This window comes from Bosea beijingensis (assembly GCF_030758975.1).
GTDB classification, from domain to species: Bacteria; Pseudomonadota; Alphaproteobacteria; order Rhizobiales; family Beijerinckiaceae; genus Allobosea; species Allobosea beijingensis.
Genome location: NZ_CP132359.1, coordinates 306,726 through 331,875, shown reverse-complemented (window position 1 = coordinate 331,875; position 25,150 = coordinate 306,726). Strand labels below are relative to the sequence as shown.

Here is a 25,150-nt window from a genome sequence, read left to right as displayed (position 1 = left end):
ACATGCCCCAGACCTGGATGATCACCGGCGCCAATCGCGGCATTGGACTTGCCATCACCATCGAATTGCTGCGCCGGGGCGACCGCGTGATCGCAGCGGCGCGCAATCCCTGGGGCGGGGCGCTCGCCGAGCTCGCGGCCGAGCATCCGGCCGCGCTGATTCCGGTCGAACTCGACGTGACTTCGGATGCCAGCGTCGCTGCGGCCAAGGAGGCGCTCGCCGGGCAGCCGATCGACGTGCTCCTGAACAATGCCGGGCTCTACGGCCCGCGCGACCGGCAGAGCGGGCTCGACGTCGATTTCGACGCCTGGCGCGAGGTCTTCGAGGTCAATGTCTACGCGCCGATCCGGGTGGCGCAGGCCTTCCTGCCGAATGTCGAGGCTGGGCAGGGCCGCAAGATCGCGACGATCTCCAGCCGCATGGGCTCCATTGCGGCCAATCCCGGCAATGCGCTGATCTATCGCTCGTCCAAGTCGGCCGTGAACATGGCCATGGTTGTGTTCGGCAACAGCGTACGGTCGCGCGATGTCAGCGTGATGCTGTTCCACCCCGGCTGGGTCCAGACCGACATGGGCGGCAGTGGCGCGGACATCACGCCGGCCGAGAGCGCCAATGGCCTGATCCGCACCATCGACGCCTCAGGCATGGCCGAGACCAACAGCTTCCGCGACTATACCGGCGAGGCGATCGCCTGGTGACGGCAGACGGTCTCAGTTCGCCCGCGTCGAGGCGAGCCAGAGCCCGCCCCCGACCAGGAAGCCGCCGCTGAGCTTCGACAGCAGCCGGACCCTGCTGCGCGACAGCAGATGGCCGGCCCTGCCGGAGAGCAGGGCATAGGCGCCGTCGCTGAGCGCGGCGAAGGCGAGGGCGGTGGCGCCCATGATCGCGATCTGGGTGGCGTGGTCGCGCGCGGGGTCGAGGAATTGCGGGAAGAAGGCGCCGAAGAACAGCAGCGTCTTCGGGTTGCTGAGTGCGACCAAAGCGCCCTGCAGGAAGAAGCCGCCGCGCGGCGGCTTCGCCGGCGCCGTGCCGTCGAGATCGGCGCCGGCCGAGCGGAACATCTTCCAGCCCAGCCAGATCAGGTAAGCCGCGCCGGCGAGCCGGACCCATTCAAACCAGTGGCCGAGGGCGGCAATCACCGAGCTCAGCCCGATACCGGCGACGAGGACCATGACGCCGAGCCCGGCCTGGGTTCCTGCCACGTTGAGGAGGCCGGCGCGGGTACCGTGCTTCAGGCTGTTGGCGACGATCAGCGTGACGGTCGGGCCTGGAACGATGATGATGAAGATGCAGGCGACGAGATAGGCAGCATAGGTTTCGAGCGACATGGCGCTGGCCTCCGGCGATGTCGCACAGTGATCTGCCGAACCTGGCCGCCTGTCCAGATGCTCTGCCTTGCTGCGGATGGGAGGTCGCGATGCTGCCGACGGGTTTTGACGTGACGCCGCTGACGCCCGAGCGCTGGAGCGATCTGGAGGATCTCTTCGGTCCGCAGGGCCCCTGCTATGGCTGCTGGTGCAACCATTTCCGCATGCCGCAGCGCTTGCGGAAGCCGCTGCTCGGCGAGGGCGCACGGCAGCTCTTCGAGGACCGTGTGAGGAAGGGGCCGCCGCCCGGCGTGCTGGCCTATATCGAAGGCAAGCCGGTCGGCTGGTTGCAGGTCGGGCCGCGCGCCGACATCCCCGAATGGAACAATCCGCGCCGTGCTTCGACGCCGCTGCCGGATGCGCCGGCCGAGGATACCCGCAACTGGGCGGCTTCCTGCTTCTTCGTGAGGAGGGGCTTTCGCGGCAAGGGCGTCACCGGAGCGCTGGTCGACGGTGCCGTGGCTTTCGCGCGCAGGAGCGGTGCGCGATTGATCGAGGCGGCGGCCATGGACAATCAGGACAAGCGCAGCGCCGAGGGGCTCTATGTCGGGCCGGAAAGCGTCTTCCTGCGTGCCGGCTTCACCGAGGTCGCCCGGCAGAAGCCGGGGCGGCCGCTGCTCAGGCTGGTGCTGTAGGCGGTGCGGCTTTCACCTCAGGCAAGGATGAAGTCGCGGATCGCCTGCAAGGCGCCTTCCTCATCGTCGGCGACGATGCCATGGCCGCAGCCGGGGAAGCGCCGGAACTCGACCTGCTCGGGCGGGAGGCTGGCCACGATCTGTTCGCTGAAGGCGATCGGCGTGATCGGGTCCTTGTCTCCGGCCATGACGAGGACCGGGCAGGATACGCCCGCGAGCGCATCCCTGAAGTCGAAGCGGCCTTGTTCGTTGCCGGGGCCGTTGAAGTGGACGCCGGTATCGTTGCGCGAGATGGCGCGGGCGACCCACGCTCCATCATCCGCACGGTTGCGTGGGGCGTAGAGCGGGACGCAGATCTTGCTGTAAACCGCTCGTGTCTCGTCTGACGGTGCCGACCAATAGTCTCGGGCGGCGCGTTCCGCTTCGGCGCCGCCGAGGCGCCCGAAAGCCGCATAGACCCGCTGGAAATCGAACTTCGCGGCCGTGCTGATCAGGACCAGCCTTGCGGCATGGCCGGGATGGCGCGTTGCATAGGCCTGCGCGACGAAGCCGCCGAAGGAGGTTCCCAGCACGATCGGGTTCTCGATGCCGAGCGTATCGCAGAGAGCCCTGACATCGTCGCCCCACTGGTCGAGCGTCCAGCGCTCGGTCGGGCCGTTCTCGCTGCGGCCGCAGCCGCGGTGATCGTAATAGACGATCTGGGCGATATCGCTCAAAGCCGCGAAGGCGGGCTTGTACATGCTGTGGTCGAAGCCCGGTCCGCCATGGAGCAGGACGAGCGTCGGTTTCTCACGCATCCGCGGCCCGTCGGGGACCAGCCCGGCGCCCTCGATATCGACGTAGAGGCGAACCCCGTTCACGGTGACGTGCATGGTTCTCGTATCCGGGAATTCAGTTCTTCAGCCCGACCAGGAAGGCCGTCAGCCGATCGAGCGCCTGCCTTCCCTCGGACCGGCCGAGATCGAACTGGTATTCATGCGGGAGCTTCGGATCGGTCTCGGGCGGGAAGAACAGGGTGTCGACCCTGACGCCGCGGTCGCGCAGGGCCTGCGCCATCACCACGGATTGCGGCGCCAGCGGGTCGCCGTTGCCGACCGAGATGAAGCTCGGCGGGAAGGCTTCAGTGACATAGCGCGGCACGGCCGCCTCCGTGATCTGCTCGCTGTCGAACGGGCTCGACGTGCCGAAATAGGCGAGGAGCACGGAGCGGATGAAACCGCCGAAGGGGCCGGTCAATTCAAAGGCTGTCGGATCGAAGGCGCCGGAGAACAGGACGGTGCCGCGCAGGCTCGTGGGCGGGATCGTGGGCTTCAAGCCGAGCCGCCCGGCATAATCCGTGCCGGTCAGGCCGGCGGCGAGCTGGGCGGCGATATGCGCGCCGGCCGAATCCCCGGCCAGCACGATGCGTGCCGGATCGAGGCCGAGGCGCTGCCCCTCGCGCTGGAGGAACCCGAGTGCGGCGTTCGCCTGCAGCACTGGCATCGGATAGCGGGCCGTGGGCGCGCGGGTATAGCCGATGGCGACTGTGGCGAAGCCGCGCCCGGCCAGGATTTTCAGGTAAGGCGCGACGTCCTTGCGATCGCCGGCGACGAAGGCGCCGCCATGGATCCAGACGATGGTCGGGCGGCCGGGTTCGACATCGCCGGGCGGAAGGTAGATGTCGAGCTTTTCGTCTTCCGCGCTGCCATAGCGAATGTCGCGCTGCTCGCGGATGCCAATCGGGGCATGGGGGGTGAGCGCCGCCGTTGTCTTCGCAGCGCCGTAACCAAAAGCAAGCCGCGTCAGCAGCGCCGAGGGCCAGGGCGACAGGACGAAGGCAGCGTAGCCCGCGAAGGCAAGGGCGAGGCAGAGCAGCAGGATTCGTTTGGCGCGACGTCTCATGGCGCGAAGCTAGGCCGGCCGGCGATCCCTCGCAATCGTATCCCGCTCCGCTTTGGGAGGCTGCGGGGCGAATTATTACATATCCGGCTAAGTTATTGATATTGTTGTGTCATCTTGCTCCGCGTTAACTTCGTGTTCGTTCGCCTCTGCCACATGGACGGCGAATACGAGACTGAGGCGGCGATGCGGCGACTGGGACTGACGGCGAAGATCATGATTTTCTTCGCCCTGCTGGCTCTCGCCGGTGCGTTGGGGCTCGCCAGCGCCTTGCGCGGTTTCGACGAGGCCCGGCGCATCGATGCGGCGGCGTTCTCGGATATCCGCCTCGCTGGCAGCGCTTCGCTGCTGTCGAGCCGGATCGCGGCCGCAGCGCTGCTCAGCCGGGTCGATATGGACAGCTCTCCGCAGGAGATCGAGGCGATGGTCGGCAAGCTCGATGCTGCCATCGAGCTGGTGGACGCGGCCCGGGCGCACCTGATCTCCGCCTTGCCGGCAAGCCTGCGTGAGGCCAATCCGACACTCGATGCGCGGATCAAGACCTTCATCGCCTTCCAGCACGGCATCGTCGATATCGGCCAGCGCGTTTCGGCCAAGGCTGCCTTGCTGGAGGCTGGCGCGGCCGAGGCGCGCATCAATGTCGACGAGATCGTCGCAACGACGGCTGCCTTGCGCGACAAGCTCGCCAAGCGGGCTGGCGAGGCTTCCATTCGAGCCGGCGCACGGGCCGAAGCGGTTCGCTTCCGGACGATCCTTTTGGCGATCTTCCTGCCCTTGGCGGGCGGGCTTCTCGCCTTGCTGATGCTGCGCAGCCAGTTGACGCGCCCGTTGCGCAACCTGATGGCGGCGATCCAGCAAGCGGTGGCATCCGACCGGATCATCGAGGTGCCGCATCGCGAGCGGGCGGACGAGATCGGCCAGCTCGCCCGCGTCGTGCGCCAACTCAGCGAGATCCGCGCGACACTGGTGACGCGCGAGAGCGAGGCCGACGACGCGAGGCGGCTGGAGCAGCTCCGGAATGCCGAGCTCGCCGGAATTGCCGACGAGTTCGAGGCGCGGCTCGGTGCGCTGCTCGGGGAAATCGGACTCGCCAGCGAAACGCTGCGCATGGCGCTTCAGGATAGCGCCGTTCGCGTCCATCAGATCTCGCGAAGCACCGAGACGGCGGCGGCTTCGGTCGACGGGGCAGGGATCGATGCGCGCCGCTCCAGCGAAGCGGCCTTGCGGCTGGATTTCGTCCTCGGCCAGATCAATCGCGAAGTCAGGCGCGTTTCGGAAATGGCGACCGAGGCGACGCGCGAGGCCGCCGGGACACATGCGCTGGTGACGAGCCTGACCGAGAACGCCGCCCAGATTCGCGATGTCGTGGGGATCATCGATGCGGTGGCACGCCAGACCAACCTTCTCGCCCTCAACGCGACGATCGAGGCCGCGCGGGCCGGCGCCCATGGGCGCGGCTTCGCCGTGGTTGCCGCCGAGGTGAAGACGCTCGCCAACCAGGCATCGGATGCCGCCGGGCGGATCGTGCGGCGGATCGCGCTGGCTGACGAGGCCTTGTCCCATGCGGCGGAAGCGGTGTCCGCGATCGGCGCCAGCGTCGCGGCGGTGGAGCAGACCGGCACCGAGATCGCGACCATAGTGGGATCTCATGTCGAATTGCTGGGCTCGCTCGGCGAGACCGTCGCGCGCATCTCCGATGTGACCGGCACGGCTGCGCTGGCGATGGGCGAGATCGCGACGGCCAATCTCCAGACCGTCGGCCAGGCGGATACCGGAGCAGCGAGTGCGCAGGAGCTGGATCGGCAGATCGATGCCCTGCAGGCCGAGGCCGAGGCTTTCGTCCGGCGCCTGCGCGCAGCCTGAGCAGTTTCGGCGACGCCGGGCTTGCCTCACGGCCCGACTCGGCCCCATCTGCGGCATGCCTTTTTCGATGATGGTCCCGCGATGAGCTGGTCGCCCCAGCAGGATATGGCTTTGACCGCCGTGGCGCGCTGGCTGCAATCCGGCGAGCCGCAGCTTTTCCGCATGTTCGGCTATGCCGGCACCGGCAAGACGACACTCGCACGCCATATCGCGGAGGCCGTCGATGGCGATGTCGTCTTCGCCGCCTATACCGGCAAGGCCGCGCTGGTTCTGCGCAACAAGGGCTGCCATGGCGCGCAGACGATCCATTCGCTGATCTATCGTTCGCGCGGCGTCGATGAGGAGAGCCCGATCTTCGCGCTGAACCGCGACAGCGCCGCGGCAAAGGCGAAGCTGATCATCATCGACGAATGCTCGATGGTCGACGAGGAACTGGGCCGGGACCTGCTCTCCTTCGGCACGCCGGTGCTGGTGCTCGGCGATCCCGCGCAGCTCCCTCCGGTCAAGGGCGGCGGCTTCTTCACCGAGCAGGAGCCCGACGTCATGCTGACCGAGGTCCACCGCCAGGCGGCGGACAATCCGATCGTGCGGATGTCGATGATCGTGCGCGAGGGCGGGCAGCTCGAGCTCGGCGATTACGGCCCGAGCCGGGTGATCCGGCGCCATGAGATCAATCCCGAGATCGTCATGGGCGCCGATCAGGTGCTGGTCGGCATGAACAAGACGCGGCGCAACTACAATGCCCGCATCCGCCAGTTGATGGGCCGTGCGGATAACAGCCCCGTCGCCGGCGAGAAGCTGGTCTGCTTGCGCAACGACAAGAGCAAGGGCCTGCTGAATGGCGGCTCCTGGATCGTGCAGGAGATCAAGACCTCGAAGAAGGGGCTGATCACCATGCGCGTCACGCCGGAGGATGATGCCGGCGGCAAGGCGGTGAAGGTCTCGGTACTGCCGAATTTCTTCGACGGTACCGAGGAGGAGGTGCCGTGGGAGCTGCGCAAGCACACCGACGAGTTCACCTTCGGCTATGCTCTGACCGTGCATAAGTCGCAGGGCTCGCAATGGGACGATGTCGTGCTCTTCGACGAGAGTTTCGCTTTCCGCGAGCACCGGGCACGCTGGCTCTATACCGGCCTGACGCGCGCGGCCGAGGCGATCACGGTGGTGGTGTAGGCACTGGACAGAGGGAGGGCCGCCATGGCGAAGGACGAGGTTCAGGACCAGGCGGCTTCCGGGCTCATTGACGCGAAGATCGCATCGCTCGTCGACTGGCGTGGTGCGACGCTGGCGCGATTGCGAGCACTGATCCGGGAGGCTGATCCCGACGTGGTCGAGGAGGTGAAGTGGCGCGGCGTGCCGGTCTGGTCCCATGGCGGCATCATCTGCACCGGCGAGACCTACAAGAGCGTGGTCAAGCTGACCTTCATGAAGGGCGCTTCGCTGGCGGACCCGGCCGGGCTGTTCAATTCGAGTCTTGAGGGCAATGCCCGCCGCGCTATCGATATCCGCGAGGGCGAGGTGATCGATGAGAGCGCCTTCAAGGCTCTCATCGGCGAGGCCGTCGCCCTCAACATGTCCAGCAAGAAAGCCCGCTGAGCCCCGACCGGATTGGCGAGAATTCGAGCAGATTGCTTGAGTTTACCCGGATTCGACCTGCAATCCGGCGAACATTGCCGAATTGTCATGAAAGCCGCCGGCTTTTCGCCATAGTCGATATCGATCCTCGCTCGACGACCAGCGGAGGCCTGGCAGATGGCGGAGACCGGCGAACTGAGGGCAGGGGCGATTGCACTGCAGCGGTTCGGCCTGGGGTCGAAACCCGGACAGGGCGAGGCGGCGCGGGCGCAGATTCGCGAAAAACTGCTGGCGGAGATTGCTGCTGGCAGCGTCGCACAGCCCGAGGGCGTGACTTTTTCCGGCGCGGCCGAGATCGGCAAGGCGCTCTATGATTTCGAGGATCAGGAAAGACGGGAGCGCGAGGCGCGCCGCGTCGCCGTTGCGCCACCCATGTCAGGCGCACAGCAGGGCATGGAGGTCGCGGGCGCCGCACCGCAAGGCCCGCCGGCTGGATCGCAGAACCAGATGGCCCGGCCGCAAAAGCCAGCGAACGAACCGGCACTGCCCTACCGGACCTATCGCGACGAGGTGAAGGCGCGGGTTGATCTCGCGCTCGCAACCGAGACCGGGTTCGGCGAGCGATTGGTGATGTTCTGGTCGAACCATTTCTGCATCGGTGCGACCAAGAGCAACATGTGCCGGATCATGGCCGGCGCCTATGAGCGCGAGGCGATCCGCCCGCATGTCTTCGGCCGCTTCGAAGACATGCTGATCGCAGCGGAAAGCCATCCGGCGATGCTGGACTTCCTCGACAACCGCCAGTCGGTCGGCCCGAATTCGCCTGCCGGACGCCGTCGCGGGCGCGGCCTCAACGAGAACCTCGCCCGCGAGATCATGGAGTTGCACACGCTTGGCGTCTCTGGCGGCTATGCCCAGGCCGACGTGACCAATCTCGCCCGGATCATCACGGGCTGGACTGTGGTCGGGCGCGAGGGCGTGCTCGGCTTTCCCGGCTCCTTCGCCTTCAATGCCGGCTTGCACGAACCGGGCGTGACGCCTTTGCTCGGGCGCCGCTACGACCAGCCGGGCAAGGCGCAGGGCATCGCCGCGCTGACCGACCTCGCACGCCATCCGGCGACGGCCAGTTTCATCGCGACGAAGCTCGTTCGTCATTTCGTCGCCGATGCGCCGTCGCGTGCGCTGGTCAACAAGCTGGCGCTGACTTTCCGGAAGAGCGGCGGCGACCTGCCGGCCGTCTATCGCGCGCTCATCGAGGACGATGCGGTCTGGCGGGCGCCGGCCAGCAAGATCCGCTCTCCGCAGGAGTTCCTGCTGGCGGCCTATCGTGCGCTCGGCCGCAAGCCGGATTTCGGCCAGATCATCGGGCCGGCCGGCGTGATGGGCCAGCCGTTCTGGCAACCATCCGGCCCCAATGGCTATGCCGACGACAATGCCGCCTGGGCCTCGGCCGAGGGGCTCAAAACACGGGTCGATGTCGCGGCGGGCTGGGGGCGGCAGGCGGCGGGTTCCGCCGCGGACCCGCGCGTGCTCGCCGACGACATTCTCGGATCACTGCTTTCGCCTGAGACGAAGCAGGCGGTGGCGCGGGCCGAGAGCAAACCGCAGGCGATCGCGCTCTTGCTGATGTCGCCGGAATTCCAGCGGAGGTGACGATGACGGCTCACCACGACGATGATTGCGAACGGATGACCCCGTCGCGCCGCGCCGTGCTCGGTGCGGCCGGCGCGCTCTTCGCCTGGTCCTTCGTGCCGAAATTCGCCTATGCGGCGGCCGGCGCGCGCGATCCGCGCTTCCTGCTGGTGATCCTGCGCGGCGCGCTCGATGGGCTCTCGGCGGTGCCGCCGATCGGTGACCCCGATTATGCCGGGCTGCGCGAGGGCATTGCGCTTGCCAAGGACGGGCCGGAGGCGGCGCTGCCGCTCGACGGCTTCTTCTACCTGCATCCGGCCATGCCGAACCTGGCGCGGCTCTACAAGCAGGGGCAGGCGAGCGTCGTTCACGCGGCTGCGACGGGCTATCGCGAGCGCTCGCATTTCGATGGGCAGGATGTTCTGGAGAGCGGCCAACCCGGCGCAGGCGCGACCCAGAGCGGTTGGCTCAACCGGTTGGTCGCGAGCCTGCCGGCCGGCGAGGGCATCTCGCGCAAGGGCGTGCTCGGCGTAGGCGTGGTGCCGCCGCTGGTGGTGCGCGGCGATGCGCCGGTGTTGGGCTGGGCGCCGCCGCGCATGGTGCGCGCCGGCAGTGACCTGACGATGCGGCTCGCTGATCTCTACGGCCAGCGCGATCCTGGGTTGGCGCGGGCGCTGGCGCAGGCGATCGAGACCGAAGGGCTGGCGCAAAGGCGCGGCATGGCCGGCGAGCAGAAGGGTGGCGGCGGGCCGGATTCCGCCGACGGCATGCGTCGCATCGCCGAGGGCGCGGCTGCGCTGGTCGGCGCCGATGACGGGCCGCGCATCGCGGCGCTCGCTTTCGAGGGCTGGGATACCCATGCGAACGAGGGCGGTGCCAGGGGACGCCTCGCCAACCTGCTCGGCGGGCTTGATGGCGCTTTCGCCGCGCTCGAGCAGGGATTGGCGTCAGTCTGGAAGGACACGGTGGTGATGGTCGCGACCGAGTTCGGCCGGACCGCCGCGGTCAATGGCACGATCGGGACCGATCATGGCACTGGCACCGTGGCGTTTCTCGTCGGTGGCGGCGTGAAGGGCGGCCGGGTCGTCGCCGACTGGCCGGGCTTGAAGGCCGAGCAACTCTACCAGAACCGCGATCTCAAGCCGACGACCGATATCCGCGCCGTGGCCAAGGGCGTGGTCGCGGAGCTTTTCGGCCTGTCCGGCCCGGTGCTGGCCGAGAAGGTCTTTCCGGAGAGCGGCGGGCTCGCTCCGATATCCGGGCTCATTGTCTGATCGCGGATGTCCGACCACGCCATCTTGCCGCGTACCCGCGGAGCCGAAGCTTGATCAGATGCAGGCGATCGCGCAGATCGGTGGGGCCGGCAGCGGCTAGCGAACGGGCCAGCACGGCAGCGGCATCCTCATGCCGGCCCTCGTGACAGAGAGTGTCCGACCAAAGCCGCAGCATCGCGGGATGGTCTCCCGTCAGCTCGACTGCGCGCTGGAAGGCGATGAAGGCCTCATCGATCCGGCCTGCGGAGCGGAGTTGCTCGGCCAGTGCGACCCAGGCGAAATCGGCCGTGGGGCCAAGCTGGAGGGCGCGTCGCGTGAGGGCGATGGCCCGCTCCGGGTTACGGATGCCGGCCACGCGGCCCAGCGCGACAAAATAGGATGTCGAGTTCCTGCGATGATCGCGAGCGGTCTGGAGCAGAGCGGTAAAATCCATGTGCCCTGCGAGAACGCCAAGGGCCAACGGGCGCAGCAGGCCGCACTCGGCGAGATAGCCGCCGGAGGGATGGCCCGAAAAGGGCAGGGCGATGCGCCGGACGGACATTTCCAGCGCGATCAGGTCGACATGGCGGCGGTCGAGGGCATGGGCGGAGTCGTAGACGATGACCGCTGGAAGATCCGCCGGCAATGGTCCGGCGAGCTCCGGCCGCCAGCGATTGCCGCGCACCGCCTTTGCCCAGCGGGTATCGAAATCCGCCTTGCCTGGATGCAGGCTGTATTGCGGCGAGATCGCTAGCGCGCTCGTTGCGCCGATCATCTTGCCGAAGCGGAGCGCAGCATAGCCGCCCATGCTGGAGCCATAGGCCAGCACGCGCCGGTAAGGGAGCGTCGCTGCTGCGACCGCCACCACCATCTCGCGCCATTCCGGCTCCTGATACCAGGCGTTGCGCCGGTTCACGACATGGATCGCAGGTATGCCGGCCTGCGCGAGAGCGGCCTCGCCGAAGGCCAAGCGATCGAGGCCGGGATCGTCCGTGAAGGAATCGAACGTGACGACGCAATCCTCGCCCGGGCGCCGCGCGGCCTTGACCAGCAGGTTGCCCGAGCGAAAGAGGGTGTCGGTCACATGGAGGGCTCCGGGAGAGGCTTTCGCCTCAGGCCCAGGCGCGCTGCTTCAGCTTTTCCTCATAGGCGTCGATCTTCGTGCCCTTCTCCATGGTCAGGCCGATGTCGTCGAGGCCGTTGAGCAGGCAGTGCTTGCGGAACGGGTCGATCTCGAAGGTGATCTCGCCGCCGTCCGGGCCCTTGATCGTCTGGTTCGCGAGGTCGATCGTCAACGTCGCGTTGGAGCCGCGCTCGGCGTCGTCGAACAGCATGTCGAGCTGCTGGGGCGTGACCTTGATCGGCAGGATGCCGTTCTTGAAGCAGTTATTGTAGAAGATGTCGGCGAAGCTGGTGGAGATCACGCAGCGGATGCCGAAATCGAGCAGCGCCCAGGGCGCATGCTCGCGCGACGAGCCGCAGCCGAAATTGTCGCCGGCGACGAGGATCTCGGCCTTGCGGTAGGCCGGCTGGTTCAGCACGAAATCGGGGTTCTCCGAGCCGTCCTCCTTGTAGCGCATTTCCGAGAACAAGGCGGTGCCGAGGCCGGTGCGCTTGATCGTCTTCAGGTACTGCTTGGGGATGATCATGTCGGTGTCGACATTGACCACCTTCATGGGGGCGGGCGTCGAGGTCAGGGTTGTGAAGGGCTGCATGGCGGAAACTCCGATGGGCCTGTTGGCGATATTCTTGCAGTGAAAGGTTTCAGAGCTGCGAGGTCAGCAGCTTGAAGCTGGCGAAGGTGAAGAAGGCGGCGAGGCAGGCCTCGGCCCGGCGGCGGATGCGGCGGTAGCCCGCGATCATCGATGCCGTCGAGAACAGCACGGCATAGAATTGGTTGATCGCGAGCGAGATCAGCATGCAGCCGCCGATGATGGCGTAGAGCACGACAGTTGGCGTGTCGGGCCGCAGGGCCAGCGCGATGATCGCTGTCCAGCTCAGGATCGCCTTCGGGTTGGTGATGTGCATCAGGTAGCCGCGCAGGAAGGTACGGCGGCCCGAAGCGGCCAGCTTCACCGGAGGCATCTCCGCGCGCATCGCCGAGCGGGCCGACCGCCAGGCGAGGAAGAGCAGGTAGAGGCCGCCGACGACCTTGATGGCATAGAGCGCGCCCGGATGGGCTACGATCAGACCGGTGACGCCAATCGCAGCCAGGATGCCCCATGTCAGCGAGCCCGCGGTGACGCCGAGCGCCAGGGTGGAGCCGGCGCTGCGGCCGCGCTCCATCGAGGTCGCCATGACCTGGAGATTGCTCGGGCCAGGGCTGGCGACTGCTAGGAAGAAGGCCGAATAGACCAGCATCAGGCCGGGCAGGTTGCGGATCAGGTCGTCGAGCATCGCTTAGCGCTCCGCCGCGGCTTCGATGGCTTCCATATCCTCGTCGGAGAAGCCGAAATGGTGGCCGATCTCATGGACCATGACATGGGTGACGATCGAGCCGAGGCTCTCGTCGTGCTCGGCCCAGTAGTCGAGGATCGGCCGGCGATAGAGGTGGATGGTATTGGGCATCTGGCCGGTCTGGGGGGCAAAACCCTGCTGCGGCAGGCCGACGCCGCTGAACAGGCCGAGCAGGTCGAACGGGCTTTCCGCCTCCAGCTCCTTCAGAACGTCGTCCTCGGGGAATTCGGTGACGTTGAAGATCACGTCCGAGCAGAGAGCGCGGAATTCCTCCGGCAGACGGTCGAAAGCGGCTTGCGCCAGGACCTCGAACGCCTCCTGCGAGGGCGCCTTGACGCCGTCCCAGTCGATCTCCGCTGTTGTCGTGACCCTGGCGTCCACGCCCTTGCCCATCACCAGATTTTCAGTTGGTAGCCGAGCCACCAGGCCAGCACGATGACGCCGACGAGCGAGAGGGAACGGCCGATGCGCCGGCCCCAGAGCTCGACCTTGTCGCCCTCGGGCGCGTCTGCGCCCGAGAAATGGTTGGCTGCCCGGCCCATGGAGGAACCGAGCAGGCTCTCGCTGTCGCGCTTGACCCGGTCCAGCGCCGCCTTGGATTCGGCGGCGCGGCCGGCTTCGCGGGGATCGTTCGACATGGTCAGCTCCCCGCCTCTTCGCCTCAGCCCAGCGTGCGGACGTCGACGAAGCGGCCGGTGAGGGCCGCCGCCGCCGCCATCGCCGGCGAGACGAGGTGGGTCCGGCCACGATAGCCCTGACGACCCTCGAAATTGCGGTTCGAGGTCGAGGCCGCGCGCTGGCCGGGCTTGAGCTGGTCGGGGTTCATGCCCAGGCACATCGAGCAGCCCGGCTCGCGCCATTCGAAGCCGGCGGCGATGAAGATCTTGTCGAGACCCTCGGCCTCGGCCTGCTCCTTCACCAGGCCGGAGCCGGGAACGATCATGCCGTAGTCGAGGCTCTCATGGAGCTTCTTGCCCTCGACGATCTTCGCTACGGTGCGCAGATCCTCGATGCGGCCATTGGTGCAGGAGCCGATCCAGATCACGTCGAGCGGGATGTCGGTGATTCTGGTGCCAGCGGTCAGGCCCATATATTCGAGCGCGCGCTTCTTCGAGGCGCGCTTGACCTCGTCGGCGATCAGCTCGGGATCGGGGACGGCGCCGGTAACCGAGATCACATCCTCGGGCGAGGTGCCCCAGGAGACGATCGGCGGCAGGTTGGCGGCGTCGAGACGGACGACGCGGTCGAAATGCGCGCCCTGGTCGGTGCGCAGCGTTTCCCAGTAGCGGACGGCGGCGTCCCATGCGGCACCCTGCGGCGCCTTCGGGCGGCCCTTCAGATAGGCGAAGGACTTCTCGTCCGGCGCGACCATGCCGGCGCGGGCGCCGCCCTCGATCGACATGTTGCAGACCGTCATGCGGCCTTCCATGGTCAGGCCGCGGATCGCCTCGCCGGCATATTCGATGACCGAGCCGGTGCCGCCGGCGGTGCCGATCTCGCCGATGATCGCGAGCGTGATGTCCTTGGCGCCGACGCCGGGAGCCGGCGTGCCGTCCACCTGGACGAGCATGTTCATCGCCTTCTTCTGGATCAGCGTCTGGGTGGCGAGCACATGCTCGACCTCCGAGGTTCCGATGCCGTGGGCGAGCGCGCCGAAGGCGCCATGCGTCGAGGTGTGGCTATCGCCGCAGACGATCGTCGTACCGGGCAGGGTGAAGCCCTGTTCGGGGCCGACGATGTGGACGATGCCCTGGCGCTTGTCGAGCTCGTTGAAGTACTCGACGCCGAAGTCGCGGGCGTTCTTGGCGAGCGCCTCGACCTGGATGCGGCTTTCCTCTTCCGCGATGCCCTTGGTGCGGTCGGTCGTCGGGATGTTGTGGTCGACGACGGCGAGCGTCTTCTCAGGGCTGCGGACCTTGCGGCCGGTCATGCGCAGGCCCTCGAAGGCCTGCGGACTCGTCACCTCATGGACGAGGTGGCGGTCGATATAGAGCAGGCAGGTGCCGTCATCCTGCCGGTCGACGACATGGTCGTCGAAGATCTTGTCGTAGAGCGTCTGGGGACCCTTGGTCGCAGTCATGGCTTGGTCTCGGTCTTCTGAAATCTGCTTGGAAGATCATGCGCCGGTTCGCTGGAGCCGGCACGCAAAAACGGTTCGCCTGTCGCCGGCCGCATGGAGGCGGCCGGTCTCAGGCGCCGGTAAGGCCTGCGGCAATCGAAGCGGTGAAGCGGCCGAAGAAGCGCCAGGGCAAACGGGCATGGTCGTGCAGCGCGGCAAAATCCTGCGTCGTCGGCAGGGGCGGCAGATGGCCCTCTCCCTGCACGGCGCTGAAGCGCTGCAAATGATGCTCACACGGCGACATGGCTACTGTTTAGCAGTTCCAATCAAGCCGGACAATCGATCCCGTTGCAGCCGCGCCATCGATGTGACGCAAGGGTGACGACGCGGATGCGATCAGGGAGCAGCCAGGGCAAGGCTGCCGCTGGAGCCCGATGTGACGTTGGGATAGCATCCGCTTCGTTGGCCTGCGCTTGTCACGGAGTTTCGGACGAAGGGAGACGACGCATGAGGATATTGTCGGGAATCGCGGTTGCAGCCGCTCTTCTGCAGTTCGCTCCGGTCTTCGCTCAGGCTCCGGGAAAGGCTCCCCCGGCGGTGCAGAAGGAGTTCGACGACTTCATCGCCAAGTTTCGTGCGGCGTTGAAGGCGAATGATGCGGCGACTGTCGCAACCATGACGCGGCTGCCCTTCATGGCCGACGATTCCGTCCGCGACGCCGCGCAGTTTCGTGCCAAGGCCTATCCGCGCGATTTCACGGCGAAGAACCGTGCCTGCCTCCAGCGCACGAAGCCCGTCTACGCTGTCGACGGCAACAAGAACGACGTCTACTCCGTCATCTGCGGCGAAAGCATCTTCACCTTCACACGAACGCCGGCCGGGTTCCTTTTCACCGATCTGGACACGAACGACTGATCGTCCGCGCCGGACCGTCAGCGTTGCGTGGTGTCGACGCTGACGACCACGGACATGCCCGGCGCCAGTCGCTCCGCGATAGGCTGTCCGGGATCGACCGTGATGCGCACCGGCACGCGCTGGGCGATCTTGATGAAGTTGCCGGTGGCGTTGTCGGGCCGGATCACGCTGAATTCCGAGCCGGCGGCAGGCGAGAAGCGCTCGATCGTCCCGGTGAGGCGAGCGTGGCGCAGCGCGTCGACGGTGAAGCTCACCGGCTGGCCGGTGCGCATGCCGGCAAGCTGCGTTTCCTTGAAATTGGCGACGACCCAGACCTGGTCCGGCACCAGCGCCATCAATTGCGTGCCGGCCGAGACATATTGGCCGAGCCTGGCCTGGACCTCGCCCAGTCGCCCGTCTTGTGGGGCGGTGATGCGGGTGTTGCTGAGATCGATCTCGGCGAGATGGACGGCGGCCTCCGCGCCTTCGACCGCCGCGACCAGCGACTGACGGTTGACGATGGCGGTCTGGATGTCCTGCCGGGCGACGTCGACTGCGGCGTTGGTCGCGGTGATCGCGGCGCGCGCCTGGTCGAGCGCCTGCTGGCTCTGGTCGGTCGAGGTCTGGCTGACGACGCCGCGCTCGCGCAATGGTTCGATGCGGCCCCAATTAGCCTCGGCCGTGCGGAGCGCGGCCTCGGCGCTCGCGACATTGGCGACAGCGGCGCGCAGGCGGGCTTCGGCGGCGGCGCGCGACTGGTCGGAATTGGCGAGCCCGGCGCGCTGGGCGGCCAGGCCGGCACGGGCCTGCTCCAGCTTCTGGGCATAGATGCGGTCGTCGATGCGCAGGAGCAGGTCGCCGCGCTTCACCGTGGCGAAATCCTGCACCGGGACCTCGGCGACATAGCCGGCGAGTTGCGGCGCGATCACGGTGACCTGGCCGCGGACATAGGCGTTCTCGGTCACCTCGACGGCGCTGGCGAAGGGCGGCAGCCGCCAAGCGTAGAGGATGATGCCGAGGCCGACGAGGCCAATGGCGAGCGCGACATAGGTCGAGACGGAGCGGAAGATGCGGGACATGGCGGTCAGGGAGCGGGTTGAGCGACGGGGGCGGCGGGTTTGCGCAGTTGCAGATAGGCGAGGTGCGCGAGCAGGCCGGCGAGGGCGAGGCCGGCGATCGCGGAAATCAGCATGAAGGCGTCGTTATAGGCGAGGACGATGGCCTCCTGAGAGGCGCGCTGGGTGAGCAGCGTCACGCCTTCCGCCCGCAGCAGCGTCGGGTCGGTCAGGACATGGCTGTAGACGCCGCCGAACTGGTTGACTCGCTGGGCGAAGAGCGGGTCGGACAAGACGAAATGCTCGGCCAGCACGTTGAAATGGAACGTGGTGCGCAGCGTAATGAAGCTTCCGAAGATCGCGGAGCCGAGCAGGCCGCCGATGCTCTGCGTGAACAGGAAGACGGTGATGAAGCTCAGGATGTAGATCGGGCCGCGCGCGATCGCGCCTCCCATGCCCTGCGCCATCGCTGCGGGCAGGAAGAGGCCGGAGCCATAGGCGACGAGCGCCTGACTGAGCCAGATATCGTGCGGCCGGGTCTGGCTGGTGGCGCCGCTGTCGAGCCAGGCGCCGAGCGCGACGCAGGCGAGCGCGGTGGCGTAGAACCAGTTCTCGCGGCCGGGCCGCAGCAAGAGCGCGCAAGTGATGCCGCCGGCGAGGATCGCGCAAAGAATCAGGCCGTAGAGCGGCATGGTTTGTTCGTTCTGGATGCCGAGCGCCTGGAAGAAATTCGAGGCGCCGACGGTCTGCTCGGCCAGCACGACGCGCATCAGGAGAATGGCGCCGGCGAAGTGCAGCGTCGCCGGGCTCGTCAGCCAGCGGATGTCGATGAGCGGGCTGTCGCGATGCAGCTCGACGATCACCGCCAGCGTCAGGCAGATGACGGCGCAGACGAAGAGCCAGCCCAGCCAGGGTGCCTCGAACCACCAATAGATCCGTCCCAGGCTGAGCGCGACCGCGATCGAACCGAAACCGATCGCGATCAGGAGATAGCTGACGATGTCGAGGGGGCCGATCCATTTCACCCGTGGCGGCGTGGTCAGCGGCAAGGCGAAGACGAAGCCGAAGGCGACCATGGCAAGGCCCATTTCGAACAGGGTCAGGCCATGGAAGCCGCCGAGATCGAGCAACCAGGGCGAGATCAGGCGCGTCACGGGGATGCCGAGCGTGGTGTTGGTCAGTGCCAGCGAGAGGCCGACGGTGAGCTTCTTCTGCGGCGGCAGCGGCTCGATCATGTAGAAGAAGGCGAGCGAGGACATCGGCGCCGCCGCCATGCCGCTCATGAAGCGCACGACCACGGCCGATGGCAGGTCATGCACGAAGACGAGGTTCAGGAACGCTGCGAGCACGAAGCCGGCCAGGCTCATCTCGGCGAAATTGCGCAGGCCGTACTGCATCCTGATCTTGATCAGGGCGAGGGAGAGCGAGACGTTCGGCGCCATATAGGCGGCGATCAGCCAGTTGGTCTCGGCAAGCGTGGCGCCGAGCTCGCCCTGGATCTGGTAGACATTGGTGTTGACGAGGTTCGCGCCGATCTGCTGCGTCATCGCCAGCGTCACCGAGGCCAGCATATAGGCGAGCGCACGAGCCGGCGGCATCGTCAGCCCTGCCGGGGCCGGCTGAGGTGCAGCAGCAGTCGTTGAGGCTTCAGGTGTACTCACGGAGCGGCGCTCCGGCCTGCCGCGATATTGCGCGAGGTGCGGCGCAGGACGTCAAGCGCTGCTTCCAGTTCCTCGGGCGCGATGCCCTGCAGGATGCCGGCGCGCAGTTCAGCCAGGAAGTCGAGGATGTCCTGCGCCTGGGCGCGCGCGGTCTCGGTCAGGAAGACGCGGCGGGCGCGGCGGTCGCCTTCGACGGCGCGGCGCTCGATCATGCCGTTGCGCTCCAGCCCGTCGAGGAGCCGGACCAGCGTCGGCTGCTCGATGTCGAGCAGGCCGGCGAGATCGGACTGGATCGGGCCGTCGGCCTTGGCGAGCTCCATCAGAAGCCGGGCCCGTGACAGGGTCAGGCCCATGTCGCGCGCGCGATCGTCGACGAGCGCCCTCAGCTTGCGGTTGACGGCGGCAAGTTCGCCGGTGAACGCGGCCTGAAGCTCGATGAGATCCATAGGGGCAACATAAATAGCATGCTAATGATTGTTGTACTTATACGTGCTTGATTTGCATGGCAAGGCGAATTGTGATGCGTCGATATGCGCTATGTGAATGGCTGCGCTTGGCCGTGAGCAACAAAAAACGCGGCCCCGAAGGACCGCGTTCTGATCTCTTTGCGCGGAGGGTTCGGCTTACTTGCCGGCGCCCTTCTGGCCCTTGGCGGGCTTGGCATCGACGCGCTCGGCGATACGGGCCGACTTGCCGCGACGATCGCGCAGGTAATAGAGCTTGGCGCGACGCACCTTGCCCTTGCGGATGACCTTGATCGAGTCGAGGTTCGGCGAGAAAAGCGGGAAGACGCGCTCCACGCCCTCGCCATAGGAAATCTTGCGGACGGTGAAGCTCTGGTTGAGGCCGCCGCCGTTGCGGGCGATCACGACGCCTTCATAGGCCTGGACGCGGCTACGCTCGCCTTCCTTGACCTTGACGTTGACCTGCACGGTGTCGCCGGGCTGGAAGGCGGGAATGGCCTTGCCTTCGCTCAGCTTGGCAATCTGCTCGGCGTCGAGCTGTTCGATGATGTTCATGGGTCTCTCCATGGCCGTATTCGCGCGGAAGCGCGGGCTTTCGGCTCGCTGTTTTCAGTTGAGTGCGGGGCCATACAGGAGCGCGGCGGGTTTGTCGAGCGGCAATCCCGGCTTGTTGGCGGCGCTGCCGGCATGCATAGCCTGTGCGGAAGCGACATACCACCGGACGAGACGCCATGACCGATCCCGTTATCAAGACCGCCCTCGTGACAGGTGCCGCGCGCGGCATCGGCCTCGCCACGGCCAAGCGCTTTCTGACCGAGGGCTGGCAGGTCGGCCTGCTCGACATCGACGGGGCCGGGCTCCAGCGGGCGGCTGCCGAGATCGCGACGCCGGAGCGGGTGCTGGTGCTGACCTGCGACGTCGCCATGCCCGCGCAGCTCGAATCGGCCTTCGCCGGCATGGCCAAGCGCTTCGGGCGGCTCGATGCCCTCGTCAACAATGCCGGTACGGCCGTGTTCAAGCCCATGCTGGAGACCACCCATGACGAGTGGCAGCGGGTGATGGCGGTGAATCTCACCGGCCCGTTCCTGGCGACGCAGCTTGCGGCCCGGGCGATGGCCGATAATGGCGGCGGCGCCGTCGTCAACATCACCTCGATCTCGGGCCTGCGCGCCTCGACGCTGCGGGTCGCCTACGGCACCTCGAAGGCGGCGCTGGCGCATCTCACCAAGCAGCAGGCGGTCGAACTCGCGGGGCTTGGCATTCGCGTCAACGCGGTCGCGCCGGGGCCGGTCGAGACGGCTATGGCCAAGGCGGTGCATAGCCCGGAGATCCGGGCTGATTATCGCGATGCCGTGCCGCTCGGCCGCTACGGGCTGGAGGAGGAGCTGGCCGAGGCGATCTTCTTCCTCTGCTCCGATCGGTCGACCTATATCACCGGGCAGGTTCTGGCCGTCGACGGCGGCTTCGACGCGGCCGGCATCGGGCTCGCGACGCTGCGCGGCGAGCGGCGCAATCTCTGACGCTGGCAGGCGCCGCTACCCCTTCGCCTCGCGCTGCTTGAGCAGCTCGTTGAGCATGTCCTGCTGCTCGTTCAAACGGTTGGCGAGCGCCTCTTCCACGGCGGCGCCGGAGGCTCCCGTCGCCTGTTCCATCAAGTCGGCGATGTTGCGCCGGAGGAGGGCGATACGGTCGTCCAGTTCCATTCGCGAAGCGTTCTCGGGCATCGGCCGGTTCTCCCTGCTCCATCTCGGCCGCGAAGGCGGCCCGCCCCGTAGAATGTCCGGAAACCCTTCAGGTTCCGCGGCCGCAGCGCCGAAACCTCATGAGTTTGCCGGCCTTGCCTCATGGTGCTGGCAACTAGGCGGAGGCCTGATGAAATCACACGTCGCTACGGCAGGATAGCTGTTCCGGCGGCGATGGCGCCACCATCGACAGGGAGGCTTCTCCCGCTTGCCGTTTCTCCGCCGACAAAGCCCTTGCGTCCGCCGCGGATCGGCGCGAACCTCCTCCCACCTGCCTCTCCGACGGCCGCCCGACCCTGTCGGGCCCGAGCGACCGCCGCCCATCCGGCGTGAGCGCATTCGCTGTTCCCGCCGGCTTTCCGCCGTGCCGGAGCCGGGGTTGTCAGACCTTGTTCTCCATCGCGGCCAGTCCCGAAGGAGGAAGCCATGCCCGCATCGGCACAAAACGGAGTCTCCGCAAACGGCACCCGACGCGCGGGGCCGCGATGCATCGCGATCGTCGGCCCCTTCCAGAGCGGCAAGACCACGCTGCTCGAAAGCATCCTGATGCGGTGCGGCGCGCTGACCCGCACCGGCACGGTCAAGGGCGGCAACACGGTGGGTGACGCGGCGCCGGAAGCCCGCGCCCACCAGATGAGCACAGAGCCGACGGTGGCTAGCGTCGATTTCCTCGGCGACACCTTCCATTTCATCGATTGCCCCGGCTCGGTCGAGTTCCTGCACGAGATGCGCCATGTGCTGCCGGCGGTGGATGCCGCCGTCGTCGTCTGCGAGGCGGATGACCGGAAAGCGCCGGCGCTGGAGCTCGTGCTGCGCGAGCTGGAGGAGGCCGACATCCCGCGCTTCCTGTTCCTGAACAAGATCGACACGGCCTCGCGCCGGGTGCGCGAGACGCTCGCCATCCTGCAGCGCGCTTCCCGCACGCCGCTGCTGCTGCGCCAGATTCCGATCTGGCAGAAGGGCATCGCCGTCGGCTTCATCGACCTCGCCCTTGAGCGGGCCTTCATCTATCGCGAGCATGCGCCGAGCGAGATCGTGCCGCTGGCCGTCGACGAGACCGACCGCGAGAAGGAAGCGCGCTTCTCGATGCTGGAGCGGCTCGCCGATTACGACGACGAGTTGATGGAGGAACTGCTTGGCGACATGGAGCCGCCGCGCGACCGCGTCTTCGACGATCTCGCCCGCGAATTGCAGCATCGCCATGTCGTGCCGGTGCTGATCGGCGCGGCCGAGCGCGGCAACGGCGTGACGCGGCTGCTCAAGGCACTCCGGCACGAGGCGCCGGGGCTGGCGGAGACGCGCGGTCGGTCCGGCATTCTCCCCGAAGGCCCGGCGCTCGCCCAGGTGATGAAGACCTGGCATTCGAGCCAGGGCGGCAAGCTCTCGCTGGCCAGGGTGATGCGCGGCCGGCTGGCGGAGGGCGATGTCGTGACCTCGTCCGGCGGGACGGAAGCCCGCATCGCCGGGGTCGTTTCCCTGAAGGGCTCCGAGCAGAGTCGGAAGCCCGCGGCGGAGGAGGGCGATGTCGCCGGTTTCGCCAAGCTCGACGGCATCGCAACTGGCGAGGCCTTCATGCTCGGCAAGGCGCGCGCGAGCGTGGTCAGCGCGATTGCTCCGCCGGAAGCCGTGCATGCCTTCGCCATCGCCGTGAAGGACCGCAAGGACGATGTCAGGCTGGCGGCGGCGCTGCAGCGCCTGACCGAGGAGGATACGGCGCTGGCGGTGACGCAGGTGCCGGAGCTCGGCGAAACCAGGCTGTCCGGCCAGGGCGAGATGCATCTGCGCGTCGCGCTCGAGAAGCTCGCTGGCCGCTATGGCGTGACCGTCGCCAGCAAGACGCCGCAGGTCGGCTATCGCGAGACGATCCGCGGCCAGGCTGGCGCGCGTGGCCGGCATCGCAAGCAGAGCGGCGGGCACGGCCAGTATGGTGATGTCGTGATCGAAGTGGCGCCCGTGCCGCGCGGGGAGGGCATCCAGTTCGTCGACAAGATCACCGGTGGTGTCGTGCCGCGCCAGTATATCGGCTCGGTCGAAGCCGGCATGCGCGATTTCTGCGAGAAGGGGCCGCTCGGCTTTCCGATCGTCGATGTCGCGGTGACGTTGACGGATGGCTCCTATCACACGGTCGATTCCTCGGACATGGCGTTCCGTCAGGCGGCGCGGCTCGCCATGAACGAGGCGATGCCGCAGGCGAAGCCGGTGCTGCTCGAACCAATCCTGTCGGTCGACGTGGTGATTCCCTCCGAGGCGATGTCGCGGGCCTCTGCCCTGATCTCCGCGCGGCGGGGGCAGATCCTCGGTTACGACACGCGTCCGGGCTGGCGCGGCTGGGACCAGATCAAGGCGCTGGTGCCGGAAGCCGAGATGACCGGGCTGATCGTCGAATTGCGCTCGGCAACGTCTGGGGTCGGTTCGTTCAGCGCGCGCTTCGACCATCTCGCGGAACTTGCCGGCAAGCCGGCCGAGGCCGTGGTCTCCGCCCAGGCGCTCGCCCTCGCACAAGCGCGCTGATCCGGGAATTCGGGCCCGCCTTCCCGCCGAGAGCCATTGATCGGCTCCCGGTTCGGGCTTGATTTCGTGCCGTGCAGACGGTTTAGATGTGAACATTCTGCAGCCGATAGCGGCTGGAGCTTGCGCTCCCGGTCGCTGTTCCGCACTGTACGATCATGAAAATGCACCGGAACCCGCATTCCAGGGCGGCTAACCGGGCGAGAGGGAGGGAAGAATGACCGCGACCGGCGCCACGCAGGCCAGGAACACGCTGCGCCCCTGGATTGCGCATTATCCGCCGGCCGTTCCGCCGGAGCTCGACGAAGCCAAGATCGGCACGCTGGCGGACCTGATCGGCTCGGCCTGCTCGACCTACGCGAACCGCCCGGCTTTCGAGAGCTTCGGCAAGACGATCACCTTCGCCGAGACGCGCCAGGCCGCCGAGGCCTTTGCCGGCTGGCTGCAGGCCAAAGGGCTGAAGAAGGGCGATCGCGTCGCCCTGATGATGCCGAACATCCTGGCCTATCCGGCGGCGATCTTCGGCGTGCTGCTCGGCGGCTTCACCGTCGTCAACGTCAACCCGCTCTACACGGCGCGCGAGCTGACCCATCAGATCAACGATTCCGGGGCGCGCGTGCTCGTGGTGATCGAGAACTTCGCCCATGTGGTGGAAGAGGCGAAGCCGAACCTTAAGCTCGACGCCATCCTCGTCGCCACGGCCGGCGACCTGATGGGCTTCAAGGGCAGGATCGTCAATTTCGTCGCGCGCCGCATCAAGAAGGTGGTTAAACCCTACAACCTGCCGGGCTCCTCTGCTTTCCAGCAGGTTCTCCAGAGCGGCGCCCGGATGAGCCCCGTGACGATCGGGCCGGAGGATGTCGCCTTCCTGCAATACACGGGCGGGACGACCGGCGTCGCCAAGGGCGCGACGCTGACGCATCGCAATGTCGCGGCCAATGTCCAGCAGGCCGGCCTCTGGCTGGAATGGGTGCTGGAGCCGCCGCTCGGGCGCAGCGACTACCAGCATGTCATGGTCACGGCGCTGCCGCTCTACCACATCTTCGCGCTGACCTGCTGCTGCATGTTCATGCTGCGCATCGGCGCCAAGGGCCTGCTGATCGCCAATCCACGCGACATCCCCGGCTTCATCAAGACACTGAAGGCAAGCCGCTTCACGCTCTTCTCCGGCGTGAACACGCTCTACAACGCGCTCGCCAACCATCCCGAGATCAAGGATGTCGATTTCTCCGAGATGCGCTTCGCGGTGGCCGGCGGCATGGCGACGCAGGCTGCGGTCGCCAAGCAGTGGAAGGCCGTGACCGGGCGCCCGATCATCGAGGGCTACGGCCTGTCGGAGACCTCGCCGATCGCCACGATCAACCGGCCGGACCTGACGGAGTTCAGCGGCACGATCGGCTATCCGATCCCCTCGACCGAGATCGCGATCCGCGACGCCGAGGGCAACGACATGCCGATGGGCGAGGCGGGCGAGATCTGCATCCGCGGGCCGCAGGTGATGGCCGGCTACTGGAACCGCCCGGACGAGACCGCCAAGGCGATGACATCAGACGGCTATTTCCGCAGCGGCGATGTCGGCGTGATGCTGCCGGACGGACAGGTCAAGGTTGTCGACCGGATGAAGGACATGGTGCTGGTCTCCGGCTTCAACGTCTATCCGAACGAGGTCGAGGACGTGCTGGCCTCGCATGCCGGCGTGCTGGAATCGGCCGTGATCGGCCTGCCGGACGAGCATTCCGGCGAGGCGGTGACGGCCTTCGTCGTGCGCAAGGACCAGACGCTGACGGCGGACGCGCTGCGGGCCTACTGCAAGGAGAACCTGACGGGATACAAGGTGCCCAAGCAGATATTCTTCCGCGAGAGCCTGCCGAAGACCAATGTAGGCAAGGTGCTGCGTCGGGCACTGCGCGAGGAGGTCGTCGCCAAGCGCTGACGCCGGGGTGACGGTCGACAGGCGGGCGAGCATCGTGTCATCTCTTGTCGGCTTTCGCTTGGGCGGGTGACCGCCTTCGATCATCGCGTGCCCTGTCGGACGCACGATGATCTGTTGCCTGGTTATCGCATCGGATCAATCCGATGCCGTAGCACCGCCGGAGATCATCGCTGC

Annotated in this window: 26 protein-coding genes; 11 read left to right on the top strand and 15 right to left on the bottom strand. The window is 67.1% G+C overall.

The genetic code is table 11. From position 1 onward, the window contains the following. The first annotated feature begins 2 nt into the window (after positions 1 to 2). Positions 3 to 698 carry an SDR family oxidoreductase gene (locus Q9235_RS01660; RefSeq protein WP_306225056.1) on the top strand — a complete coding sequence of 232 codons (696 nt, stop codon included), beginning with the start codon at positions 3 to 5 and terminating at the stop codon, positions 696 to 698. A 12-nt stretch (positions 699 to 710) separates the two neighbouring features. Here Q9235_RS01660 and Q9235_RS01655 read toward each other — a convergent pair whose 3' ends face one another. Continuing rightward, positions 711 to 1,328, bottom strand: coding sequence for a LysE family translocator (locus tag Q9235_RS01655; protein WP_306225055.1), 618 nt, complete (start codon positions 1,326 to 1,328; stop codon positions 711 to 713). Between the two features lie 89 nt (positions 1,329 to 1,417). Here Q9235_RS01655 and Q9235_RS01650 point away from each other — a divergent pair, with 89 nt between their 5' ends. Beyond that, positions 1,418 to 2,002: a GNAT family N-acetyltransferase gene (locus Q9235_RS01650; RefSeq protein ID WP_306225054.1), complete on the top strand. Its 585-nt coding sequence runs from the start codon at positions 1,418 to 1,420 to the stop codon at positions 2,000 to 2,002. A gap of 17 nt (positions 2,003 to 2,019) precedes the next feature. Here Q9235_RS01650 and Q9235_RS01645 read toward each other — a convergent pair whose 3' ends face one another. Next, the gene (locus Q9235_RS01645; protein WP_306225053.1) at positions 2,020 to 2,874 is read right to left on the bottom strand and encodes an alpha/beta fold hydrolase; all 855 of its coding nucleotides are present in this window, start codon (positions 2,872 to 2,874) and stop codon (positions 2,020 to 2,022) included. A 19-nt stretch (positions 2,875 to 2,893) separates the two neighbouring features. Then, entirely contained in the window at positions 2,894 to 3,883 is a 990-nt protein-coding gene (locus Q9235_RS01640; protein ID WP_306225052.1) for an alpha/beta hydrolase, read from the bottom strand. Between the two features lie 132 nt (positions 3,884 to 4,015). Here Q9235_RS01640 and Q9235_RS01635 point away from each other — a divergent pair, with 132 nt between their 5' ends. The 5 genes from Q9235_RS01635 to Q9235_RS01615 all read left to right on the top strand — a co-directional run bounded on the left by Q9235_RS01635 (position 4,016) and on the right by Q9235_RS01615 (position 10,224). Continuing rightward, positions 4,016 to 5,743 carry a methyl-accepting chemotaxis protein gene (locus tag Q9235_RS01635; RefSeq protein ID WP_306225051.1) on the top strand — a complete coding sequence of 576 codons (1,728 nt, stop codon included), beginning with the start codon at positions 4,016 to 4,018 and terminating at the stop codon, positions 5,741 to 5,743. Between the two features lie 81 nt (positions 5,744 to 5,824). After that, positions 5,825 to 6,916 carry an ATP-dependent DNA helicase gene (locus Q9235_RS01630; protein ID WP_306225049.1) on the top strand — a complete coding sequence of 364 codons (1,092 nt, stop codon included), beginning with the start codon at positions 5,825 to 5,827 and terminating at the stop codon, positions 6,914 to 6,916. Between the two features lie 24 nt (positions 6,917 to 6,940). After that, positions 6,941 to 7,339 (top strand): DUF1801 domain-containing protein, encoded by a 399-nt coding sequence (locus Q9235_RS01625; protein ID WP_306225048.1) that lies wholly within the window; start codon positions 6,941 to 6,943, stop codon positions 7,337 to 7,339. A 156-nt stretch (positions 7,340 to 7,495) separates the two neighbouring features. After that, a complete protein-coding gene (locus Q9235_RS01620) occupies positions 7,496 to 8,971 on the top strand; it encodes a DUF1800 domain-containing protein (RefSeq protein ID WP_306225047.1) in 1,476 nt (491 codons plus the stop codon). Between the two features lie 2 nt (positions 8,972 to 8,973). Next, the gene (locus Q9235_RS01615) at positions 8,974 to 10,224 is read left to right on the top strand and encodes a DUF1501 domain-containing protein (RefSeq protein ID WP_306225046.1); all 1,251 of its coding nucleotides are present in this window, start codon (positions 8,974 to 8,976) and stop codon (positions 10,222 to 10,224) included. Here the strand turns inward: Q9235_RS01615 and Q9235_RS01610 are convergent. The 7 genes from Q9235_RS01610 to Q9235_RS01580 all read right to left on the bottom strand — a co-directional run bounded on the left by Q9235_RS01610 (position 10,214) and on the right by Q9235_RS01580 (position 15,002). Next, positions 10,214 to 11,287 carry a tetratricopeptide repeat protein gene (locus Q9235_RS01610; protein ID WP_306225045.1) on the bottom strand — a complete coding sequence of 358 codons (1,074 nt, stop codon included), beginning with the start codon at positions 11,285 to 11,287 and terminating at the stop codon, positions 10,214 to 10,216. The genes Q9235_RS01615 and Q9235_RS01610 overlap by 11 nt on opposite strands. A gap of 28 nt (positions 11,288 to 11,315) precedes the next feature. Then, the gene (gene leuD, locus Q9235_RS01605) at positions 11,316 to 11,918 is read right to left on the bottom strand and encodes a 3-isopropylmalate dehydratase small subunit (protein ID WP_306225044.1); all 603 of its coding nucleotides are present in this window, start codon (positions 11,916 to 11,918) and stop codon (positions 11,316 to 11,318) included. Positions 11,919 to 11,967: 49 nt separating this feature from the next. Continuing rightward, positions 11,968 to 12,600 (bottom strand): LysE family translocator, encoded by a 633-nt coding sequence (locus Q9235_RS01600; protein WP_306225043.1) that lies wholly within the window; start codon positions 12,598 to 12,600, stop codon positions 11,968 to 11,970. A 3-nt stretch (positions 12,601 to 12,603) separates the two neighbouring features. Then, a complete protein-coding gene (locus Q9235_RS01595) occupies positions 12,604 to 13,053 on the bottom strand; it encodes a metallopeptidase family protein (protein ID WP_306225042.1) in 450 nt (149 codons plus the stop codon). Next, positions 13,053 to 13,298, bottom strand: coding sequence for a hypothetical protein (locus tag Q9235_RS01590; RefSeq protein ID WP_306225041.1), 246 nt, complete (start codon positions 13,296 to 13,298; stop codon positions 13,053 to 13,055). Before Q9235_RS01590 ends, Q9235_RS01595 begins: the two co-directional genes overlap by 1 nt. A 23-nt stretch (positions 13,299 to 13,321) precedes the next feature. After that, positions 13,322 to 14,740, bottom strand: a complete 1,419-nt coding sequence (gene leuC / locus Q9235_RS01585; protein WP_306225040.1) for a 3-isopropylmalate dehydratase large subunit — start codon at positions 14,738 to 14,740, stop codon at positions 13,322 to 13,324. Positions 14,741 to 14,849: 109 nt separating this feature from the next. Continuing rightward, the gene (locus tag Q9235_RS01580; RefSeq protein ID WP_156134498.1) at positions 14,850 to 15,002 is read right to left on the bottom strand and encodes a hypothetical protein; all 153 of its coding nucleotides are present in this window, start codon (positions 15,000 to 15,002) and stop codon (positions 14,850 to 14,852) included. A 224-nt stretch (positions 15,003 to 15,226) separates the two neighbouring features. Between Q9235_RS01580 and Q9235_RS01575 the strand changes: the two genes are divergently transcribed. Continuing rightward, complete coding sequence (locus tag Q9235_RS01575) at positions 15,227 to 15,634, top strand: hypothetical protein (protein WP_306225039.1); 408 nt, start codon at positions 15,227 to 15,229, stop codon at positions 15,632 to 15,634. 17 nt (positions 15,635 to 15,651) lie between these two features. Here the strand turns inward: Q9235_RS01575 and Q9235_RS01570 are convergent, their stop codons facing one another. The 4 genes from Q9235_RS01570 to rplS all read right to left on the bottom strand — a co-directional run bounded on the left by Q9235_RS01570 (position 15,652) and on the right by rplS (position 19,348). Continuing rightward, positions 15,652 to 16,692, bottom strand: coding sequence for an HlyD family secretion protein (locus tag Q9235_RS01570; protein ID WP_306225038.1), 1,041 nt, complete (start codon positions 16,690 to 16,692; stop codon positions 15,652 to 15,654). 5 nt (positions 16,693 to 16,697) lie between these two features. Continuing rightward, positions 16,698 to 18,266: an efflux MFS transporter permease gene (locus tag Q9235_RS01565; protein ID WP_306225037.1), complete on the bottom strand. Its 1,569-nt coding sequence runs from the start codon at positions 18,264 to 18,266 to the stop codon at positions 16,698 to 16,700. Between the two features lie 59 nt (positions 18,267 to 18,325). After that, positions 18,326 to 18,775 carry a MarR family winged helix-turn-helix transcriptional regulator gene (locus tag Q9235_RS01560; protein WP_306225036.1) on the bottom strand — a complete coding sequence of 150 codons (450 nt, stop codon included), beginning with the start codon at positions 18,773 to 18,775 and terminating at the stop codon, positions 18,326 to 18,328. 177 nt (positions 18,776 to 18,952) lie between these two features. Next, on the bottom strand, positions 18,953 to 19,348 hold the full coding sequence (gene rplS, locus Q9235_RS01555; protein ID WP_047575147.1) for a 50S ribosomal protein L19: 396 nt from the start codon (positions 19,346 to 19,348) through the stop codon (positions 18,953 to 18,955). A gap of 176 nt (positions 19,349 to 19,524) precedes the next feature. On the opposite strand from rplS, the gene Q9235_RS01550 reads away from it, so the two are divergent. Next, positions 19,525 to 20,313, top strand: coding sequence for an SDR family NAD(P)-dependent oxidoreductase (locus Q9235_RS01550; protein ID WP_306225035.1), 789 nt, complete (start codon positions 19,525 to 19,527; stop codon positions 20,311 to 20,313). 15 nt (positions 20,314 to 20,328) lie between these two features. On the opposite strand, the gene Q9235_RS01545 is transcribed toward Q9235_RS01550, so the two are convergent. Beyond that, positions 20,329 to 20,517: a hypothetical protein gene (locus Q9235_RS01545; protein WP_306225034.1), complete on the bottom strand. Its 189-nt coding sequence runs from the start codon at positions 20,515 to 20,517 to the stop codon at positions 20,329 to 20,331. A 444-nt stretch (positions 20,518 to 20,961) separates the two neighbouring features. Between Q9235_RS01545 and Q9235_RS01540 the strand changes: the two genes are divergently transcribed. Both Q9235_RS01540 and Q9235_RS01535 read left to right on the top strand, forming a co-directional pair. After that, on the top strand, positions 20,962 to 23,046 hold the full coding sequence (locus Q9235_RS01540) for an elongation factor G (RefSeq protein WP_306225033.1): 2,085 nt from the start codon (positions 20,962 to 20,964) through the stop codon (positions 23,044 to 23,046). A 214-nt stretch (positions 23,047 to 23,260) separates the two neighbouring features. Beyond that, complete coding sequence (locus Q9235_RS01535) at positions 23,261 to 24,976, top strand: AMP-binding protein (protein ID WP_306225031.1); 1,716 nt, start codon at positions 23,261 to 23,263, stop codon at positions 24,974 to 24,976. Positions 24,977 to 25,150 lie beyond the last annotated feature (174 nt).

Bases quoted from the DNA above. Each gene is read 5' to 3' on its own strand.
- Q9235_RS01625 (WP_306225048.1), top strand. From the start codon at position 6,941: ATGGCGAAGGACGAGGTTCAGGACCAGGCGGCTTCCGGGCTCATTGAC.
- Q9235_RS01600 (WP_306225043.1), bottom strand. From the start codon at position 12,600: ATGCTCGACGACCTGATCCGCAACCTGCCCGGCCTGATGCTGGTCTAT.
- Q9235_RS01565 (WP_306225037.1), bottom strand. From the start codon at position 18,266: ATGCCGCCGGCTCGTGCGCTCGCCTATATGCTGGCCTCGGTGACGCTG.
- Q9235_RS01660 (WP_306225056.1), top strand. From the start codon at position 3: ATGCCCCAGACCTGGATGATCACCGGCGCCAATCGCGGCATTGGACTT.
- Q9235_RS01560 (WP_306225036.1), bottom strand. From the start codon at position 18,775: ATGGATCTCATCGAGCTTCAGGCCGCGTTCACCGGCGAACTTGCCGCC.
- Q9235_RS01615 (WP_306225046.1), top strand. From the start codon at position 8,974: ATGACGGCTCACCACGACGATGATTGCGAACGGATGACCCCGTCGCGC.
- Q9235_RS01570 (WP_306225038.1), bottom strand. From the start codon at position 16,692: ATGTCCCGCATCTTCCGCTCCGTCTCGACCTATGTCGCGCTCGCCATT.
- Q9235_RS01540 (WP_306225033.1), top strand. From the start codon at position 20,962: ATGCCCGCATCGGCACAAAACGGAGTCTCCGCAAACGGCACCCGACGC.
- leuD (WP_306225044.1), bottom strand. From the start codon at position 11,918: ATGCAGCCCTTCACAACCCTGACCTCGACGCCCGCCCCCATGAAGGTG.
- Q9235_RS01655 (WP_306225055.1), bottom strand. From the start codon at position 1,328: ATGTCGCTCGAAACCTATGCTGCCTATCTCGTCGCCTGCATCTTCATC.
- Q9235_RS01535 (WP_306225031.1), top strand. From the start codon at position 23,261: ATGACCGCGACCGGCGCCACGCAGGCCAGGAACACGCTGCGCCCCTGG.
- Q9235_RS01590 (WP_306225041.1), bottom strand. From the start codon at position 13,298: ATGTCGAACGATCCCCGCGAAGCCGGCCGCGCCGCCGAATCCAAGGCG.
- Q9235_RS01640 (WP_306225052.1), bottom strand. From the start codon at position 3,883: ATGAGACGTCGCGCCAAACGAATCCTGCTGCTCTGCCTCGCCCTTGCC.
- Q9235_RS01595 (WP_306225042.1), bottom strand. From the start codon at position 13,053: ATGGGCAAGGGCGTGGACGCCAGGGTCACGACAACAGCGGAGATCGAC.
- Q9235_RS01650 (WP_306225054.1), top strand. From the start codon at position 1,418: ATGCTGCCGACGGGTTTTGACGTGACGCCGCTGACGCCCGAGCGCTGG.
- Q9235_RS01630 (WP_306225049.1), top strand. From the start codon at position 5,825: ATGAGCTGGTCGCCCCAGCAGGATATGGCTTTGACCGCCGTGGCGCGC.
- Q9235_RS01620 (WP_306225047.1), top strand. From the start codon at position 7,496: ATGGCGGAGACCGGCGAACTGAGGGCAGGGGCGATTGCACTGCAGCGG.
- Q9235_RS01575 (WP_306225039.1), top strand. From the start codon at position 15,227: ATGAGGATATTGTCGGGAATCGCGGTTGCAGCCGCTCTTCTGCAGTTC.
- rplS (WP_047575147.1), bottom strand. From the start codon at position 19,348: ATGAACATCATCGAACAGCTCGACGCCGAGCAGATTGCCAAGCTGAGC.
- Q9235_RS01545 (WP_306225034.1), bottom strand. From the start codon at position 20,517: ATGCCCGAGAACGCTTCGCGAATGGAACTGGACGACCGTATCGCCCTC.
- leuC (WP_306225040.1), bottom strand. From the start codon at position 14,740: ATGACTGCGACCAAGGGTCCCCAGACGCTCTACGACAAGATCTTCGAC.
- Q9235_RS01550 (WP_306225035.1), top strand. From the start codon at position 19,525: ATGACCGATCCCGTTATCAAGACCGCCCTCGTGACAGGTGCCGCGCGC.
- Q9235_RS01645 (WP_306225053.1), bottom strand. From the start codon at position 2,874: ATGCACGTCACCGTGAACGGGGTTCGCCTCTACGTCGATATCGAGGGC.